The following is a 15,660-nucleotide window of genomic DNA, read 5'->3' as shown; positions in this document are numbered from 1 at the left end:
GAATACATTGCTGTGGATGACAGTTTCGGGGAAAGCGGAAAACCGGCAGACCTGATGGTCAAATATGGCCTGTCTGCAGATGATATCGTTAAAGCTGTACAAAAAGTGATAAAACGTAAATAATTAAAAAGGGATAAGTACGTTAATCGTACTTATCCTTATTCATATGGATGATGCACTGATTTTAGAGAAGTTTGCAGATAGTCGGACGCGCGACGAGGCATTTGAAATACTTTTAACAAAGTATCAACAAAAAGTCTATTGGCATGTCCGTCGCTTTGTGTTAGATCACGAAGACGCAAATGACCTGGTTCAGGATATATTCATTAAAGTCTGGAAAAATCTAGATAATTTCAGAGCCGATGCACAGCTATATACGTGGATCTACCGCATAGCAACCAATGAAAGCATCACCTTTCTCAATCGCAGGAAACAAAAATTAAACATCTCATTAGATGATGAGAATTCAAGCTTCCTGGCTGAATCTTTGGCTGACACTTCTTACTTCAATGGAGATCAGGCGCAATTAAAATTGCAGCAAGCTTTACTTACATTACCAGATAAACAAAGACTCGTATTTAATATGAAATATTTTGACGATCTTAAATACGATGAGATGTCTGAAATTTTGGGAACCAGTGTTGGAGCTCTAAAAGCATCTTATCATATAGCTGTTAAGAAAATAGAGCGTTTTTTATTGGAATCAGATTAAACCTTTTTGATATAGAAGCATCAAAGCACAATAGTATGAAGAATATAGGTCAAAACGGAAACAAAAAGAATGAGGTTGGATTAAATCCAAACCTTAAGGAGAATCCTTTTTTAGTTCCTGAAGACTATTTTCAAACCTCAAAGAAAGATATTCTTCAAAGTATAAAAGTAATTAAACTAGCTGAGTCTACATTTTCTACACCTTCTGATTATCAAACACAATTAACACAGGATATTTTATCAAGAGTTAGCGAAGAAAAGCTAAAAGCTCATATACAAGAAGATGGCTTCTCTGTACCTGATGGCTATTTCAATGACCTTCATAAAGAAATTTTATCGCAAACAACGAAACAACCGAAAGTTGTTCCAATAAAAAGATTTAAAACTTCCTGGTTATCTTACGGAGCTGCTGCATGTTTAGCATTAGCAGTTTCTATATTTATGATCACTTATCAAAATCAACCAAGCGACGAAGCTACTGAAGCAAACATAGCTAATTTGCCAAGTGAGCTTCACAATATTGATGTTCTTCCTACGGAAACAATCATCAATTATTTAGCATTCTATCCAGAAACAGGTGATTTATTAATTTTAAGTGATCATTTCACAGAAGAATCCGATATTTACCCAGATTCTTTCTCGTCAGACGAAATAGAATTATATCTTAAGAATAGTATATAGAATTATAGAAATGAGACAGTTATATATTACATTTTGTTTTATAGTATTCTCGTGCTTTCCAATTCTAGCACAAGATAATAAAGAGCAGTTTGAAAGAATTGAGACAGCAAAGGTTGCTTTCATCTCAAATCGATTAGATCTCTCTCCACAAGAAGCTCAAAAATTCTTTCCAATATACAATCAATATCAACGAGAAATAGTAAATATCATTCGAAAGAAGCGTCCTGCTCGTTCTTCAGGTCCCGGTTCCATGAATGCACTAGACTTTGATAGTGATATATTAGCTTGTAAAAAGAAATATCTTGAAAAGTTTAAAGCAGTAATTCCATCAGCAAAAGCCGTCAAGTTTTTTGATGTAGAACGAGACTTCCGAGATCAGTTATTCAGAGAACTTGAAAGTAGAAGTAGAGACAGAAGACAATAACCCTTAATGCTTAGCAACCGACAAATATTTTTATTAAATACTGCCCAAACATCCAATAATCCACGTTTAACAGAGATAGCTTCAGCAGAGGGCATTTACTTATACGGTCCGGCCGGAGAAAAGTACATGGATCTTGTTTCCGGATTTGCCGTAAATAATATTGGACACAGAAACCAGCAAGTAATTGATGCTATCAAAGATCAATTAGATAAACACATGCATGTCACCGTGTTTGGTGAATTCGTGCAGACCCCACAAGTGAAACTTGCAGAGAAGTTAGTTTCACTACTACCTGAAACATTAAATTCCGTTTATTTTGTAAACTCCGGTACTGAAGCGACCGAAGGAGCAATGAAAATTGCCAAACGATATACCGGTCGATCAGAAATAATAGCAGCCAAAAAAGCCTACCACGGTAGTACGCAAGGTGCATTAAGTCTAATCGGAAACGATGAATATCGCAGTGCCTACGGACCTTTACTTCCCAATATATCCTTCATCGGCTTTAACGAAGAAGCCGATATCAATAAAATAACGGCTAAAACAGCAGCCGTTATTTTAGAAACCATACAAGGGGAAGCTGGAGTTTGTGTGCCTAATACAGAATGGCTTCAGCGTATCCGAAAACGTTGCGATGAAACCGGAGCACTATTAATTCTGGATGAAATACAAACAGGATTCGGCAGAACCGGCAAACTCTTCGCATTCGAGCATTTTGGAGTTAAACCAGACATCCTTCTATTAGCAAAAGCTTTAGGCGGCGGTATGCCTATAGGTGCTTTTATCGCCGACAAAAAAGTTATGGATGTCATTACCCATAATCCAATATTAGGTCATATTACCACCTTTGGAGGCCACCCGGTATGTTGTGCAGCAGCACTGGCATCCATACAAGTAATTCAGGAAAACAACTTAGTTGATTCTGTAACAGCAAAAGCCGACTTATTTCGAAAACACCTCCAACATCCTTCTATTAAAGAGATTCGAGGCAAGGGCTTTATGATGGCAATTCAGCTCGATACCTTTTACCAGGTAGAAAATATCAGTAAATATTGTGCAGACCATGGTGTAATGATCGATTGGTTCTTACATTGTGAAACAGCCCTTCGCCTGGCTCCTCCCCTTATTATAAGTGAAGATGAAATTAAAACAGCCTGCGATGTTATTCTGGCTGGTGTCAATAAATACTCATCTTAAACAAATTATGTTAATCACCTAGACTGAATATAGTCCGGTAGATGTCAAGTTTCTTTTCTTAATCCCCCTATCGCATTTTGTTTTGGTATTTTTGCTTCTTCTCACAAAAAGTTAAAAATATAAAATGAATAAAAAGAGCTTATCAAACACTCCATTATCTGTTTTGGACTTAGCCATGGTTGTACAAGGAAAAACAGCCAATGACACCTTCGCTACCAGTCTTGATTTGGCTCAGCATACAGAAGAGTGGGGTTATAAAAGATACTGGTTAGCCGAACATCATAATATGCCAGGCATCGCCAGCTCAGCAACATCCATTTTGATTGCACACATTGCATCAGGCACTAAATCCATCAGGGTAGGTTCAGGAGGCATTATGCTTCCAAATCATGCTCCGTTAATTATTGCCGAACAGTTTGGAACCTTAGCAACCTTATTTCCGAATCGCATTGACCTGGGCCTTGGGCGTGCTCCCGGCACCGATCAATTCACAGCTATGGCACTTCGCAGAGATCAACGCGCTGCTATGGAATTTCCTAAAAATGTTCAGGAATTACAAACTTACCTGTCTGCAGCCAATAGCAATGGTCGTGTCAGAGCTTTTCCCGGAGAAGGTTTAGATATACCTATCTGGATATTAGGCTCAAGCACAGATAGTGCTCATTTAGCCGCAGCCCTTGGTCTGCCTTATGCTTTTGCAAGTCATTTTGCTCCTGCTCAATTACATGCAGCATTGGCTATCTACCACCAGAGTTTCCGACCTTCCATATACCTCAAAGAACCTTATACAATGGCTTGCGTAAACGTGATAGCAGCAGATTCTGATGAACAAGCAGAACGATTAGCTACCTCATTCAAAAGGCTCTTCTTAGGAATAATTACCGGACATAGAGAGTTACTACAAGCTCCTGTAAACCCAGATGAAGACTTTATGGATCCAATGGAAGAAGCAGCACTTCAACAAATGATTGCTTACTCTTTTATTGGCGGACCTGAAAAAGTGAAGGAAGAATTACAGCAGTTTCTAGATAAAACACAAGTCGATGAACTGATGATAACATCTCCTATCTATGATCATCAAGATCGTCTTCATTCTTATGAAATAACAAATGAATTAACTAAATAAATAATTTAAATACTATTTAGTAAATCATTTATTATATTCGTACTATAAACGTAGTATAAACCCTGGATAATAATGCAACGCAGAAAATTTATAAAAAACGTAGCTGGCACAGCAGTACTTGGTGGCCTATTAGGTACTTCCGTTCCATCGGTATTAGCTTCCACAAAAAAACAAAACGAAAAAATGATAGTTCACTATGTACTCTTTTGGTTACGAGAAGACCTCTCGCAACAAGAAATTAAAGATTTTACAGGCTTCTTCGAAGAATTAAGAAAGATACCTAATATCCACACATTACAATATGGACCTGCTGCCAAAACCAACGCACGGGGGGTAGTAGATAACAGTTTCTCTTATAACTTGCTAGTTCAATTCAAGAGTATGGAAGATATTACAGTTTACGAAACGCATCCTATCCACTTAGCGGCTATAGAAAAATACAGTAAAAACTGGACTAAAGTTGTTGTACACGACTCTGTTCTGTAAATAAAATTTCACTCTCAGCGACTATTTTAAAAACAGGAGTTTCAACTTCTCGTGAAGCTATTACAACCTTTACATTAGTAGCCTGTTCTTGAAATAGTTGTTGAGTCATTACTGCATTATTATTGTTTTTAGATAAATGAGAAAGCAGCAAATGACTCAAATGAGGAGATCTATGAACCTTAAAAAGGTTTAGAGCCTGCTCATTCGATAAATGACCCATCCCTCCACGAATACGGTTCTTTAAAAAGAATGGGTAAGTGCCTCTTTCTAAGAGTTCATCGTCATAATTGCTTTCCAAAAATGCAGCTTGACATTGTTTGAAATGATTGATCAAATTTTCACAAACATTGCCTATATCGGTGAAGATACCCACATTGATAGCATTATATGATACCATAAAGCTATGTGGTTCAACAGCATCATGAAATTTAGGAAAAGTAGATACTATTAAATCTCCAATTTGAAAGGTCTGGTGGCCGATAAAGCTTTTTACCAAATGATCGGCTATCGTAAGCCTGCTATTCTGCAAAGTTTTAGCAGTAATATAAATCGGCAGTTGATACTTCCTTGCTAAATTTGCTATTCCACGTATATGATCTGAATGTTCATGACTTACAAAAATTGCTTGCACTGTCTGCATTGAAAGTCCGGAACGAGCCATTCTTTTCTCAGTTTCCCGACAAGATAAACCGGCATCTACAAGAACTGCCTCTTTATCATTACCAATATAATAGCAGTTTCCATTGCTCCCGGAATTCAAAGACGATATATATAAAGACATGTAACAAAGTTAATAACTAATTTTACTCAGAAAAGTATTCATTTTAATTCAACTCAGGTAAAATAGTAATACATTTGCAGCTTAACATTAAATTAACATTGAAATCTTGCAAATGAAAAAACGGATTGCCCTTCTATCTGTATTCCTGTGTATCATTATAACAGCTTCTGCTCAAAATAAATTTGGTGTATTACCTCAAATTAACACCAAAATAAAAATCAGTGACGGCTGGGCTGCAAGCTCTAAATTAGAAGCAAAACAGATATTCTTTCAAAACCCCTATCCTGATGGCGAATCAGAGATAGAATTTGAAAGAATAGACTTCGAATCAGTATTCACCCGAACCAAAGGCCCTTTATCAGGATTTGGAGTCGGTTATTTACTACGATATAATGGCGATTATTTTATTCATCGTTTCATTCAACAGTACGCCTTCTCAAAGAAACTAACCAACCTTCAAATCTCACATCGCATAAGAACCGATCAAACTTTAGAAGAGGATAAAGCAACAAGATACCGTTTACGCTATCGAATTGGATTAAAGAAACCCATCGGTAACTCCAACGATTTTTTCCTTGAATTCAACAACGAATACCTGGGTACATTACAAAGTAAAAAGGGCAACCTAGAAATTCGTGCTGCTGCTGCCGTGGGCTATAACATCTCCGAAAAAGATCAGTTTGAAGTAGGATTAGATTATCGTGCCGAACAATTGATTACAAAAACAGAACATGAACTGTGGTTATCAATTGGCTGGTCGCACGATTTCTAAAACGAAATCCTATCCCCTACTTTTAAGCCTTGAGATTTCGCGAATGCCCCGCATAAATGAAACAATAACCTGGCGCCAACATTCCCATCCCAGTCATCAGTACCCGGAGATACTTCAACTAAATCAAAACCAATAATCTCTTTATCGCTATTAGCCAAAGCTGATAACAGGTAAGTTACCTGCTCAAAGGAAAGCCCTCCTGGAACAGGAGTTCCTGTATTCGGACAATACCATTGGTATAAACTATCTATATCAAAACTGATGCTTACTTTTGCCGGCAATGATGCTATAATCTCATTACACTGCTCTTCCCAGGTCTTACCTTTAAAGCCAGCCGCTTTCAAATCCAAATCAGTGAAAACTTTAATACGGTCTCCGGCATCTTTAGCAACCGCTACTTCCTGCTCACAAAAATCGCGCAGGCCAACCTGAACAATCTTTGTTACTTGCGGCAATTGCGAGGCATTATACATGATGGAGGCATGCGAATAGGTAAAGCCTTCATAGGCAATACGCAAATCCATATGAGCATCCAAATGAAGTATTCCGAATTCGGTATGCGATTTTGCCAAAGCTTGATAGTATCCTAGCGGAACACTATGATCTCCACCTAAAAGAGCAACCTTCTTCCCTTTCTTAGTCCAGTATATAACTTGCTCCTTTACCTCTTTATTCAGGTTCTCACAAGCAAGATTAATATCCTTCAAACTCTGTTGCAAAGCAGGATGATCTGTCAGATCGCCCCCATCTTCAAGAACACTAATAATAGCTTGTGCCTTTGCCTTTAGCAATTCACTGTTTTCTTGCCAATAAGCAGGTGCATCTACAATGTAGATACCCAGCTTCCATAGCTCTGGATATTCTTGATGAAACAGATCTACCTGAAAAGAAGCATCCAATATAGCTTGCGGGCCAGCAGAAGCACCGGCACCGTAACTAACCGTTACCTCCCAGGGAACCGGAATGATTATGATTTCACTCTCTTCAGCAGTAAATGGTAATCCAAAAATTGAAGCATCAGCTAAACCCGGCTGATTGGGATCAAATTCAGCTATCTTTTGCTGTTTTGTCATATCTGTACACGTATTTTTAAAGGTACTATTACCAATAAACGGAGTACAAAGCTACAATAATTCCAATAACCAATAAGGCTCCAACAGTAAATTTAGGATCAGGTTTAAACATACTTGAGTCTATCTCAAGCCCTTTAGTTACCAACCCACGATTGGTTTCATAAATGCTGATAATTGCCATACCGATAACGCAAATAACAAATACAAAGCCCATTCTGTCAATAAATGGAATTTCAAACACTCCATTTACAGGAACTGCAAATCCAAATTGATAAAGGAATTCAAGATCAACGAAATTAGGTAATACTTTAAAGATAACAGATAGTATAAAACCTCCTATGGTTGCAAACAAAGCTGCATTTGAAGTGGTTTTCTTCCAGAAGAAACCCAATACAAACATGGCAAATATACCCGGCGAAACGAAGCCTGTATATTCTTGAATATATTGAAATCCACCTTTTTCTATACCTAAGAATGGAGAAATTACCACCGCTAATAACAATGAAACAACGATCACGATCTTACCTACCTTCACCAAACTCTTTTCGCTGACATCTTTTTTGAATGCTTTTTTATAAATATCCAATGCAAAAATAGTAGCAATACTATTAGCCTTACCCGCTAAAGAAGCAACCACCGCAGCTGTTAAAGCCGCAAAAGATAAACCCTTAAGTCCGGTAGGCAATAAGTTTAACAAAACTGGGTAGGCTCTATCAGCCATTAGCTTACCATCTACAAACATCTCTCCGCTAAATACATCTTCTTTGTATAACAGGTAAGCTGCGATACCAGGAACAACCACGATAAGCGGCATAAAAAGCTTTAGAACCGCTGCAAATAATAAACCTGCACGAGCTGTTTTAAGGTCTGCACCCAAAGCACGTTGCGTAATATACTGATTACAACCCCAATAGCTCAGGTTAACAATCCACATACCTCCAATAAGAACAGAAAGTCCGGGCAGATCAATATAATTTGGATTGTCCTTCGTAAATATCATATGAAAATGCTCATTGGCTTGAGTGGTCAGAAGGCTGAATCCTTTTACCACACCAGTTTCGCCATAATGAGAAGCAACCAATTCAAGAGCTAAATAAGTAGTTGCTAAACCTCCCAAAATCAAGAAGAATACTTGAATAACGTCTGTATAACCAATTACTTTCATTCCTCCCAGCGTAATGATAATAGCAAAAATGGCCAGGCCTATCATACAAACAGTAAAGTCAATACCAGAAATACTGCTTACTGCAAGTGCACCCAAGAAAAGGATTGAAGAAAGATTTACAACGATATATAGTAATAACCAAAAGACTGCCATAATCATAGCCACCGTTTCGTTATAACGCTGACCCAAAAACTGCGGCATCGTAAATATCTTATTCTTTAAATAAACAGGAATAAAGAATACCGCAACAATGATAAGTGTAAAGGCAGCCATCCATTCATAAGTAGCTATTGCCAGGCCCATTTGAAAGCCCGAGCCACTCATTCCTATAAATTGCTCAGCAGAAATATTAGAAGCAATCAAAGAAGCTCCAATAGCCCACCATGTTAAAGAACCTTCAGCAAGGAAATAATCCTTGGAATCGGCGACTTTTGATTTCTTCTTTTGATAGATCCAAAATCCATAAAGCGCAACAAACAAAAAGTATACAAGAAATACTAAGTAATCTTCTAAAGCTAGAGAATTCATACAATGATAATTTGATTAATACAGGTTTATCGTAAACGAATGGATAAATGTAAAACAAATTGTTAAAAAAGGGAGAATATCAAATATTATTTCTTGTCGTTCCCTTTTTTATCGCCTGGTCTCGAGATAGACTCACGCATATCTGTATCCGCTTGAATGTTTTGAATCTTATAGTAATCCATGATGCCTAAATTTCCACTACGGAAAGCTTCTGCCATTGCCAAAGGCAACTGTGCTTCTGCTTCAATTACCTTTGCACGAGCTTCTTGGGCTTTAGAACGCATTTCTTGTTCAGATGCCACAGCCATAGCACGTCTCTCTTCCGCACGGGCATTCGCTACTTTTAAATCGGCTTCAGCCTGATCTGTTTGAAGCTTTGCACCAATGTTTTCACCAATATCAATGTCAGCAATATCAATCGAAAGAATTTCGAAGGCTGTACCGCTGTCCAGTCCTTTTTCCAATACCGTACGAGAAATACGATCCGGATTTTCCAATACTAATTTATGTGTTTCTGAAGAACCGATGGTAGTTACAATACCTTCTCCTACCCTTGCTAAAATAGTTTCTTCGCCGGCACCCCCAACTAATTGGTTGATATTTGCACGAACCGTAACCCGGGCTTTTGCAATTAACTGAATACCATCTTTTGCAACAGCAGCCACCGGCGGCGTATTAATTACACGCGGATTTACTGATATCTGAACCGCATCAAACACATCTCTACCTGCCAAATCAATAGCCGTAGCCGATTTAAAAGTTAATGGTATATTAGCTTTATCGGCAGAAATCAGGGCTTTAATTACCCGACTAACATTTCCACCAGCCAGATAATGAGTTTCTATCTCGTTGGAGGTAATATTCAAACCTGCTTTTGTTGAAATGATCATGGAATTTACCACCAAAGAAGGCGAAACCTTCCGTAAACGCATCAACAATAAATTCAATAAGCTAACGCGTACACCCGAAAGCTGGGCTGTGAACCAAAGATTTACCGGTAAAAAGTAAAAGAATATAAAGAGAGCGACTACTGCGCCTACTACAATTGCAATTAAAGAAGGATCCATTTCGATCATCAGATTAAGTTATTTTGTTCGTTTTAATTCCTTAAAGATAATCGCATAAGCCCGAATTTCCTAATATTAATTACATTAAGGTGTACATCTCTCACATAAACCTTAAGCTCATTTTACATACATGAAGATGCACAAAGCAAAACCTAAATAGTAAGTGTGTTAAAACACCCAAAAAAACGCAGACTCAACGAAGGCATTACCCGCGAACAACTCAAGCATGTAAAGCAAGGGTAATGCATGGGTATAACAAAGTATTAATCTTACAGCTCTTTATCGAGTATTAAATTTTCGAAATCGGCCTTTTCTTCAACGTGTTGAATGTAGGCAGCGGCAGTAATATCGCCTGTAACATTTAAAACTGTCCTCGACATATCCAGAATTCGATCGACGCCATAAATAAGTCCGATAGCTTCTCCGGGAACTCCAATGGAAACTAAAATGGTGACAATAACCGGAAGCGATCCACCAGGCACACCCGCTGTTCCTATTCCTGCTAAGATAGCAAGAAAAACAACGGTAATCTGAGATAGTAAACTTAGTTCAATATTAAAGCATTGTGCTAGAAATAACACGGTGATGCCTTCAAATAAAGCAGTTCCGTTTTGATTAGCGGTACTTCCTATTGTTAAAACAAAATTCGCAATCGGCTTGGGAATGTTCAGTTTATTAATACTAACCGAAATCGCTGTTGGTAAAGTGGCATTGCTGGAGCTGGTAGAAAATGCGGTTAGAATTACTTCTGTCGATTTTTTAAAGAAATCTAAGGGGTTACGATTAGCAAAGAATTTCAGAACAATAGAATAGGTTACAAATTGATGAATAGCCAGGCCCCCCAATACAATCAGCACATATTTTAGTAAAACGATCAGGAAAGAAGCACCTACATTAACGGTTAAATTAAACAAAAGAGCAGCCACGCCGTAAGGTGCTAATTGCATAGCAAAGCCAATGATTTTAATAACTACCTCGTACATGCCTTCCAGGAAAGATTTCAATGTGGCAGTTTTTTCTTCATCTACCGAGGCCATCGCTATCCCAAAGATGAGTGCAAAAAACATAACTGCCAATAATCCGCCACCGGTATAACTGGAGTCAAATGCGCCTACCATGTCTGCCAAAGGATTTTTAGGAACAATATTAGTCAGAATATCACCTACTGTACGCTCTTGTGCTATGGCTGCATTTACACTTGCAGCTTCAGAATTCTCTTGAAACTGCTCTGTTAAATAATCGCGTGTTTCCGGAGACAGGCTATGCCCGGGTTGAAAAGTATCGACCAGTGCTATTCCAATAAAAACCGAAATTGAGCTTACAACCAGGCTGTAAATCAACAAGCGAACTCCTATCCTGCCAACACGCTTCAGGTCTCCTATTTCTGCAATACCGAGTACTAAAGCTGCAAATACCAGTGGAATAACGGTCATAAATACCATCCGGAGAAATATCTGTCCAACCGGCTCAACCCATTTAATAATGGTACTTAAAGTTTCAGGTTCCAGACCTATTTGTTTTACGATTAATCCGGCTAGCACCCCAATTCCCATTCCGGCTAAGATTCGTGTATGTAAGGCTATCTTTTTTACTTTGGTCATAAGTACAATAATTTAGTCTAAGGCTAAGAAAATAATAGGTTGAGATCACTAAAGTAATATAATTATCTTTTTATAAAAGAATCGACGTTAAACAAAGCTCATTATTCTTCACAAACAGCATCATTTACAGTGCTTAAAGCTTATAAAAGCAGAGAAGAAAAAATCTTTTGCATTATGTGTTTGAAATTCGACTATAAACCTTATTTTTGCAGTCCGAAATTAGGTCTGAAAAGAGGCCTTTATCGTTAACTATTTAATTAAAAAAATAGCTTTTTTATGCCCAACATTGGAAAAATAGCACAAATCATTGGTCCTGTAGTAGACGTTAGTTTTGCTAATGGTGCCAACCTTCCTAAGATTTATGACGCTTTAGAGATAGAGAGAGAAGATGGACACCGTATCATTTTAGAGGTTCAACAACATTTAGGTGAAGAAAGGGTTCGTACTATTGCGATGGATTCAACCGAAGGGTTATACCGCGGAATGGCCGTAACAGACACAGAATCTCCTATTAAAATGCCTACCGGCGATGCCATAAAAGGACGTGTATTTAACGTTGTTGGGGATCCGATTGATGGTATTTCTAAATTAGATAAAACAGACGGTCGTTCTATCCATAATACTCCGCCGAAATTCGAAGATCTATCGACAGAGTCGGATGTGTTATTTACAGGTATCAAAGTTATCGACTTATTAGAGCCTTATGCAAAAGGTGGTAAGATTGGTTTATTTGGTGGTGCCGGTGTTGGTAAAACAGTTTTAATTCAAGAATTAATTAACAATATCGCTAAAGCTTATTCAGGTCTTTCGGTTTTCGCCGGAGTTGGAGAGCGTACCCGTGAAGGAAATGACTTAATTCGTGAGATGCTTGAATCAGGCATTATCAATTACGGAGATAAGTTCATGGAGGGCATGGAAAAAGGTCAATGGAATTTAGATTCAATTGATCAGGAAGCATTAAAGGATTCAAAAGTAACCTTCGTATTCGGACAAATGAATGAGCCTCCTGGTGCACGTGCGCGTGTTGCTTTATCAGGATTAACCATCGCTGAATATTTCCGTGATGGAGATGGCAGTGAAGGTGCCGGTAAAGATATCCTTTTCTTTATTGATAATATATTCCGATTTACTCAAGCTGGTTCTGAGGTTTCTGCCCTATTGGGTCGTATGCCTTCAGCGGTAGGTTACCAACCTACTCTTGCAACTGAAATGGGTATGATGCAGGAACGTATTACATCTACCAAGAGAGGATCTATTACATCTGTACAAGCTGTTTATGTGCCTGCGGATGATTTAACTGACCCTGCACCAGCTACTACATTTGCTCACTTAGATGCAACAACTGTATTGTCTCGTAAAATTGCAGAGCTAGGTATTTATCCTGCGGTGGATCCACTTGACTCTACTTCAAGAATATTAAGTGCAGCTATTTTAGGTGATGAACATTACAATACTGCTCAACGTGTGAAAGAAATTTTACAACGTTATAAAGAGCTTCAAGATATTATTGCCATTCTGGGTATGGATGAGCTTTCAGAGGAAGACAGATTGATCGTTTCCCGTGCTCGTCGTGTACAACGTTTCCTTTCACAACCTTTCCACGTTGCTGAACAATTTACTGGCTTAAAAGGTGTATTGGTTGACATCAAAGAAACTATTAAAGGATTTAACATGATTATGGATGGTGAAGTAGATCAATATCCGGAAGCTGCCTTTAACTTGGTTGGAGGAATTGAAGAAGCCATTGAAAAAGGTAAAAAATTATTAGCTGAAGCAGGATAAAATAAAAAAGCATGACTTTAAACATTCTTACCCCTGACAAATTAGTGTATGAAGGAACAGTAACTGCTGTAACAGTTCCCGGGGTTAGCGGGTCTTTCCAGATTCTTAAAGATCACGCTCCTATTATCTCAACTTTGGCAGATGGAGATATCATTATCAAGATAAATAATCAAGAACAAACCATCGGAATTAAGGGTGGAGTTGTAGAAGTTCTTGACAATAAAATCATTGTTTTAGCGGAAGCAATTATCTCTTAATAAAGCTTAAAAATTAGAAAGCCTGCAAAATCAAATTTTGCAGGCTTTTTTTATATTTTCTCTCTCCATTTTCGGAAAATACGCCGAAAACACTCGAATAAATCTATGCAAGCATATTATTGAACCAAATACCGATTTCGTTTATGGTATTAAATTCGATTTAGCCGTCCAATATTCTAGCTTTAAAAAATATTAAATATCGCCATTGTTACATTTGGCGGAATTTAATTCTAAATTTATTTATTTACACATTTCCTTGATGAATATAAACTAAGGGTGTAAATTGAAATCGGAAAAATACATCACGGTCTATTATAAAATAAACATGTCTGAATTAAACAAATACAGTAAAATATTGACGCAAGATCCTACGCAACCAGCTGCGCAGGCGATGCTTTATGGAGTTGGCTTCACACCTGAAGATATGAATAAAGCACAAGTGGGTATAGCTAGCATGGGTTACGATGGTAACACTTGTAACATGCACTTAAATGGCTTAGCCGCACTTGTCAAAAAGTCTGTCTGGGAAGAAGATATGGTAGGTTTGGTATTTAACACCATTGGTGTGAGTGATGGTATGTCTAATGGAACACCCGGCATGCGCTATTCATTAGCTAGCCGTGATATCATTGCAGATTCAATTGAAACAGTAATGGGTTGCCAATATTATGACGGACTTATTACTGTTCCTGGTTGTGATAAAAATATGCCGGGCTCAATAATTGCCATGGCACGGTTAAATCGTCCTTCTATTATGCTTTATGGTGGAAGTATTCACCCGGGAAGATACCAAGGCAAAGATTTAAATATTATTTCTGCTTTTGAGGCTCTGGGCCAAAAAATAGCAGGAACTTTAAATGAAGAAGATTTCCAAGGCATTATCCGTCATGCTTGTCCGAGTGCAGGCGCCTGTGGTGGTATGTATACTGCAAATACCATGTCATCGGCAATTGAAGCATTGGGTATGAGTCTTCCTTATAGCTCTTCAAACCCAGCTTTAAGCAGGGAAAAAGAACAAGAATGTGCTGATGCAGGAAAAGCCATTAGAAATCTGCTTGAGAAAAATATTTTACCTTCTGATATTATGACGGCCGATGCATTTCACAATGCTATTGTAACCTTAATGGTTTTAGGAGGATCAACCAATGCTGTATTACATTTTATTGCAATAGGAAGAGCTATAGGCGTTGAGATTACACCTGATACTTTCCAAAAGGTAAGTGATATTACACCTGTACTTGCAGATTTGAAGCCAAGTGGAAAATACCTAATGGAAGATCTTCATAACATTGGCGGTGTACCTGCTGTTATGAAATACTTATTAAAAAAGGGAATGATCCACGGTCACTGTTTAACTGTTACTGGAAAGACCATAGCTGAAAACTTAGCAGATGCTCAGGATTTAAATTTTGAAGAGCAAGATATTATCGTACCTATTGAAAGACCTATTAAGGAAACAGGTCACCTTCAGATTTTATATGGAAATATTGCAGAGAAAGGGTCAGTAGCAAAAATAAGCGGTAAAGAGGGTGAACAATTTGAAGGCCCGGCTCGCGTATTTGAAGGTGAGTATGATCTGATTGATGGAATTTCATCAGGCAAGGTTCATGCAGGTGATGTGGTTATTATCCGTCACGTTGGACCAAAAGGAGCTCCTGGAATGCCTGAGATGCTGAAACCTACCTCTGCTATTTTTGGTGCAGGCTTGGGTGCTTCGGTTGCGATGGTTACTGACGGTCGTTTTTCTGGTGGTACACATGGTTTTGTTGTAGGCCACGTTACTCCGGAAGCATGGGAAGGTGGGAACATCGCATTAATTAAAGAAAATGATATCATTCGGATTGATGCCACTAAAAATGAAATTAATGTTTTAATAAGTGATGAAGAACTTCAAGAACGTAAAAGAAACTGGAAACAACCTCCCGTCCCTGTTACTAAAGGAGCTCTTTACAAATATCATAAGAGTGTGCAAGATGCCAGCAAAGGCTGCGTTACGGATGAATAGATAG

15 protein-coding genes and 1 pseudogene are annotated in these 15,660 nt (G+C 38.1%); 11 read left to right on the top strand and 5 right to left on the bottom strand.

Annotation, left to right across the window (positions count from 1 at the left end):
• The 7 genes and pseudogenes from C8N28_RS13895 to C8N28_RS13710 form a co-directional block, all read left to right on the top strand.
• Positions 1-123 (top strand): annotated as a pseudogene (locus C8N28_RS13895) (transketolase family protein); the annotation flags it as partial.
• Positions 124-166: 43 nt separating this feature from the next.
• The gene (locus tag C8N28_RS13735) at positions 167-712 is read left to right on the top strand and encodes an RNA polymerase sigma factor (RefSeq protein WP_132225892.1); all 546 of its coding nucleotides are present in this window, start codon (positions 167-169) and stop codon (positions 710-712) included.
• 35 nt (positions 713-747) lie between these two features.
• On the top strand, positions 748-1,392 hold the full coding sequence (locus tag C8N28_RS13730) for a hypothetical protein (protein ID WP_132225891.1): 645 nt from the start codon (positions 748-750) through the stop codon (positions 1,390-1,392).
• A gap of 10 nt (positions 1,393-1,402) precedes the next feature.
• The gene (locus C8N28_RS13725) at positions 1,403-1,816 is read left to right on the top strand and encodes a hypothetical protein (protein ID WP_132225890.1); all 414 of its coding nucleotides are present in this window, start codon (positions 1,403-1,405) and stop codon (positions 1,814-1,816) included.
• Between the two features lie 6 nt (positions 1,817-1,822).
• Entirely contained in the window at positions 1,823-3,013 is a 1,191-nt protein-coding gene (locus C8N28_RS13720) for an aspartate aminotransferase family protein (protein ID WP_132225889.1), read from the top strand.
• A gap of 124 nt (positions 3,014-3,137) precedes the next feature.
• Positions 3,138-4,139, top strand: a complete 1,002-nt coding sequence (locus tag C8N28_RS13715) for an LLM class flavin-dependent oxidoreductase (protein WP_132225888.1) — start codon at positions 3,138-3,140, stop codon at positions 4,137-4,139.
• Positions 4,140-4,211: 72 nt separating this feature from the next.
• Complete coding sequence (locus C8N28_RS13710) at positions 4,212-4,625, top strand: Dabb family protein (RefSeq protein ID WP_132225887.1); 414 nt, start codon at positions 4,212-4,214, stop codon at positions 4,623-4,625.
• Here the strand turns inward: C8N28_RS13710 and C8N28_RS13705 are convergent.
• On the bottom strand, positions 4,594-5,406 hold the full coding sequence (locus C8N28_RS13705; protein WP_132225886.1) for an MBL fold metallo-hydrolase: 813 nt from the start codon (positions 5,404-5,406) through the stop codon (positions 4,594-4,596). The genes C8N28_RS13710 and C8N28_RS13705 overlap by 32 nt on opposite strands.
• 112 nt (positions 5,407-5,518) lie before the next feature.
• On the opposite strand from C8N28_RS13705, the gene C8N28_RS13700 reads away from it, so the two are divergent.
• Positions 5,519-6,178, top strand: a complete 660-nt coding sequence (locus C8N28_RS13700; RefSeq protein ID WP_132225885.1) for a DUF2490 domain-containing protein — start codon at positions 5,519-5,521, stop codon at positions 6,176-6,178.
• Here C8N28_RS13700 and C8N28_RS13695 read toward each other — a convergent pair.
• The 4 genes from C8N28_RS13695 to C8N28_RS13680 all read right to left on the bottom strand — a co-directional run bounded on the left by C8N28_RS13695 (position 6,175) and on the right by C8N28_RS13680 (position 11,612).
• Positions 6,175-7,251, bottom strand: coding sequence for an agmatinase family protein (locus C8N28_RS13695; protein WP_132225884.1), 1,077 nt, complete (start codon positions 7,249-7,251; stop codon positions 6,175-6,177). The genes C8N28_RS13700 and C8N28_RS13695 overlap by 4 nt on opposite strands.
• 28 nt (positions 7,252-7,279) lie before the next feature.
• Complete coding sequence (locus C8N28_RS13690) at positions 7,280-8,944, bottom strand: sodium:solute symporter family transporter (protein ID WP_132225883.1); 1,665 nt, start codon at positions 8,942-8,944, stop codon at positions 7,280-7,282.
• Positions 8,945-9,030: 86 nt separating this feature from the next.
• Positions 9,031-10,011 (bottom strand): flotillin-like protein FloA, encoded by a 981-nt coding sequence (floA, locus tag C8N28_RS13685; RefSeq protein WP_132225893.1) that lies wholly within the window; start codon positions 10,009-10,011, stop codon positions 9,031-9,033.
• Between the two features lie 269 nt (positions 10,012-10,280).
• The gene (locus tag C8N28_RS13680) at positions 10,281-11,612 is read right to left on the bottom strand and encodes a dicarboxylate/amino acid:cation symporter (RefSeq protein ID WP_132225882.1); all 1,332 of its coding nucleotides are present in this window, start codon (positions 11,610-11,612) and stop codon (positions 10,281-10,283) included.
• Between the two features lie 276 nt (positions 11,613-11,888).
• On the opposite strand from C8N28_RS13680, the gene atpD reads away from it, so the two are divergent.
• The 3 genes from atpD (at position 11,889) to ilvD (ending at position 15,656) form a co-directional block, all read left to right on the top strand.
• Positions 11,889-13,394, top strand: a complete 1,506-nt coding sequence (gene atpD, locus C8N28_RS13675; RefSeq protein WP_132225881.1) for a F0F1 ATP synthase subunit beta — start codon at positions 11,889-11,891, stop codon at positions 13,392-13,394.
• Positions 13,395-13,405: 11 nt separating this feature from the next.
• A complete protein-coding gene (gene atpC, locus C8N28_RS13670) occupies positions 13,406-13,651 on the top strand; it encodes an ATP synthase F1 subunit epsilon (RefSeq protein ID WP_132225880.1) in 246 nt (81 codons plus the stop codon).
• Positions 13,652-13,976: 325 nt separating this feature from the next.
• Positions 13,977-15,656 carry a dihydroxy-acid dehydratase gene (gene ilvD / locus C8N28_RS13665; RefSeq protein WP_132225879.1) on the top strand — a complete coding sequence of 560 codons (1,680 nt, stop codon included), beginning with the start codon at positions 13,977-13,979 and terminating at the stop codon, positions 15,654-15,656.
• Positions 15,657-15,660: the final 4 nt, after the last annotated feature.

The organism is Albibacterium bauzanense, from assembly GCF_004339765.1.
Classification (GTDB): Bacteria; Bacteroidota; Bacteroidia; order Sphingobacteriales; family Sphingobacteriaceae; genus Albibacterium; species Albibacterium bauzanense.
This window is presented reverse-complemented; position numbering and strand designations above follow the sequence as displayed.

Excerpts from the sequence above, each read along its gene's own strand:
- C8N28_RS13730 (WP_132225891.1), top strand. The coding sequence starts at position 748 with ATGAAGAATATAGGTCAAAACGGAAACAAAAAGAATGAGGTTGGATTA.
- C8N28_RS13720 (WP_132225889.1), top strand. The coding sequence starts at position 1,823 with ATGCTTAGCAACCGACAAATATTTTTATTAAATACTGCCCAAACATCC.
- C8N28_RS13680 (WP_132225882.1), bottom strand. The coding sequence starts at position 11,612 with ATGACCAAAGTAAAAAAGATAGCCTTACATACACGAATCTTAGCCGGA.
- C8N28_RS13710 (WP_132225887.1), top strand. The coding sequence starts at position 4,212 with ATGCAACGCAGAAAATTTATAAAAAACGTAGCTGGCACAGCAGTACTT.
- C8N28_RS13695 (WP_132225884.1), bottom strand. The coding sequence starts at position 7,251 with ATGACAAAACAGCAAAAGATAGCTGAATTTGATCCCAATCAGCCGGGT.
- C8N28_RS13690 (WP_132225883.1), bottom strand. The coding sequence starts at position 8,944 with ATGAATTCTCTAGCTTTAGAAGATTACTTAGTATTTCTTGTATACTTT.
- ilvD (WP_132225879.1), top strand. The coding sequence starts at position 13,977 with ATGTCTGAATTAAACAAATACAGTAAAATATTGACGCAAGATCCTACG.
- C8N28_RS13715 (WP_132225888.1), top strand. The coding sequence starts at position 3,138 with ATGAATAAAAAGAGCTTATCAAACACTCCATTATCTGTTTTGGACTTA.
- atpC (WP_132225880.1), top strand. The coding sequence starts at position 13,406 with ATGACTTTAAACATTCTTACCCCTGACAAATTAGTGTATGAAGGAACA.
- C8N28_RS13725 (WP_132225890.1), top strand. The coding sequence starts at position 1,403 with ATGAGACAGTTATATATTACATTTTGTTTTATAGTATTCTCGTGCTTT.
- floA (WP_132225893.1), bottom strand. The coding sequence starts at position 10,011 with ATGGATCCTTCTTTAATTGCAATTGTAGTAGGCGCAGTAGTCGCTCTC.
- C8N28_RS13735 (WP_132225892.1), top strand. The coding sequence starts at position 167 with ATGGATGATGCACTGATTTTAGAGAAGTTTGCAGATAGTCGGACGCGC.
- C8N28_RS13705 (WP_132225886.1), bottom strand. The coding sequence starts at position 5,406 with ATGTCTTTATATATATCGTCTTTGAATTCCGGGAGCAATGGAAACTGC.
- atpD (WP_132225881.1), top strand. The coding sequence starts at position 11,889 with ATGCCCAACATTGGAAAAATAGCACAAATCATTGGTCCTGTAGTAGAC.
- C8N28_RS13700 (WP_132225885.1), top strand. The coding sequence starts at position 5,519 with ATGAAAAAACGGATTGCCCTTCTATCTGTATTCCTGTGTATCATTATA.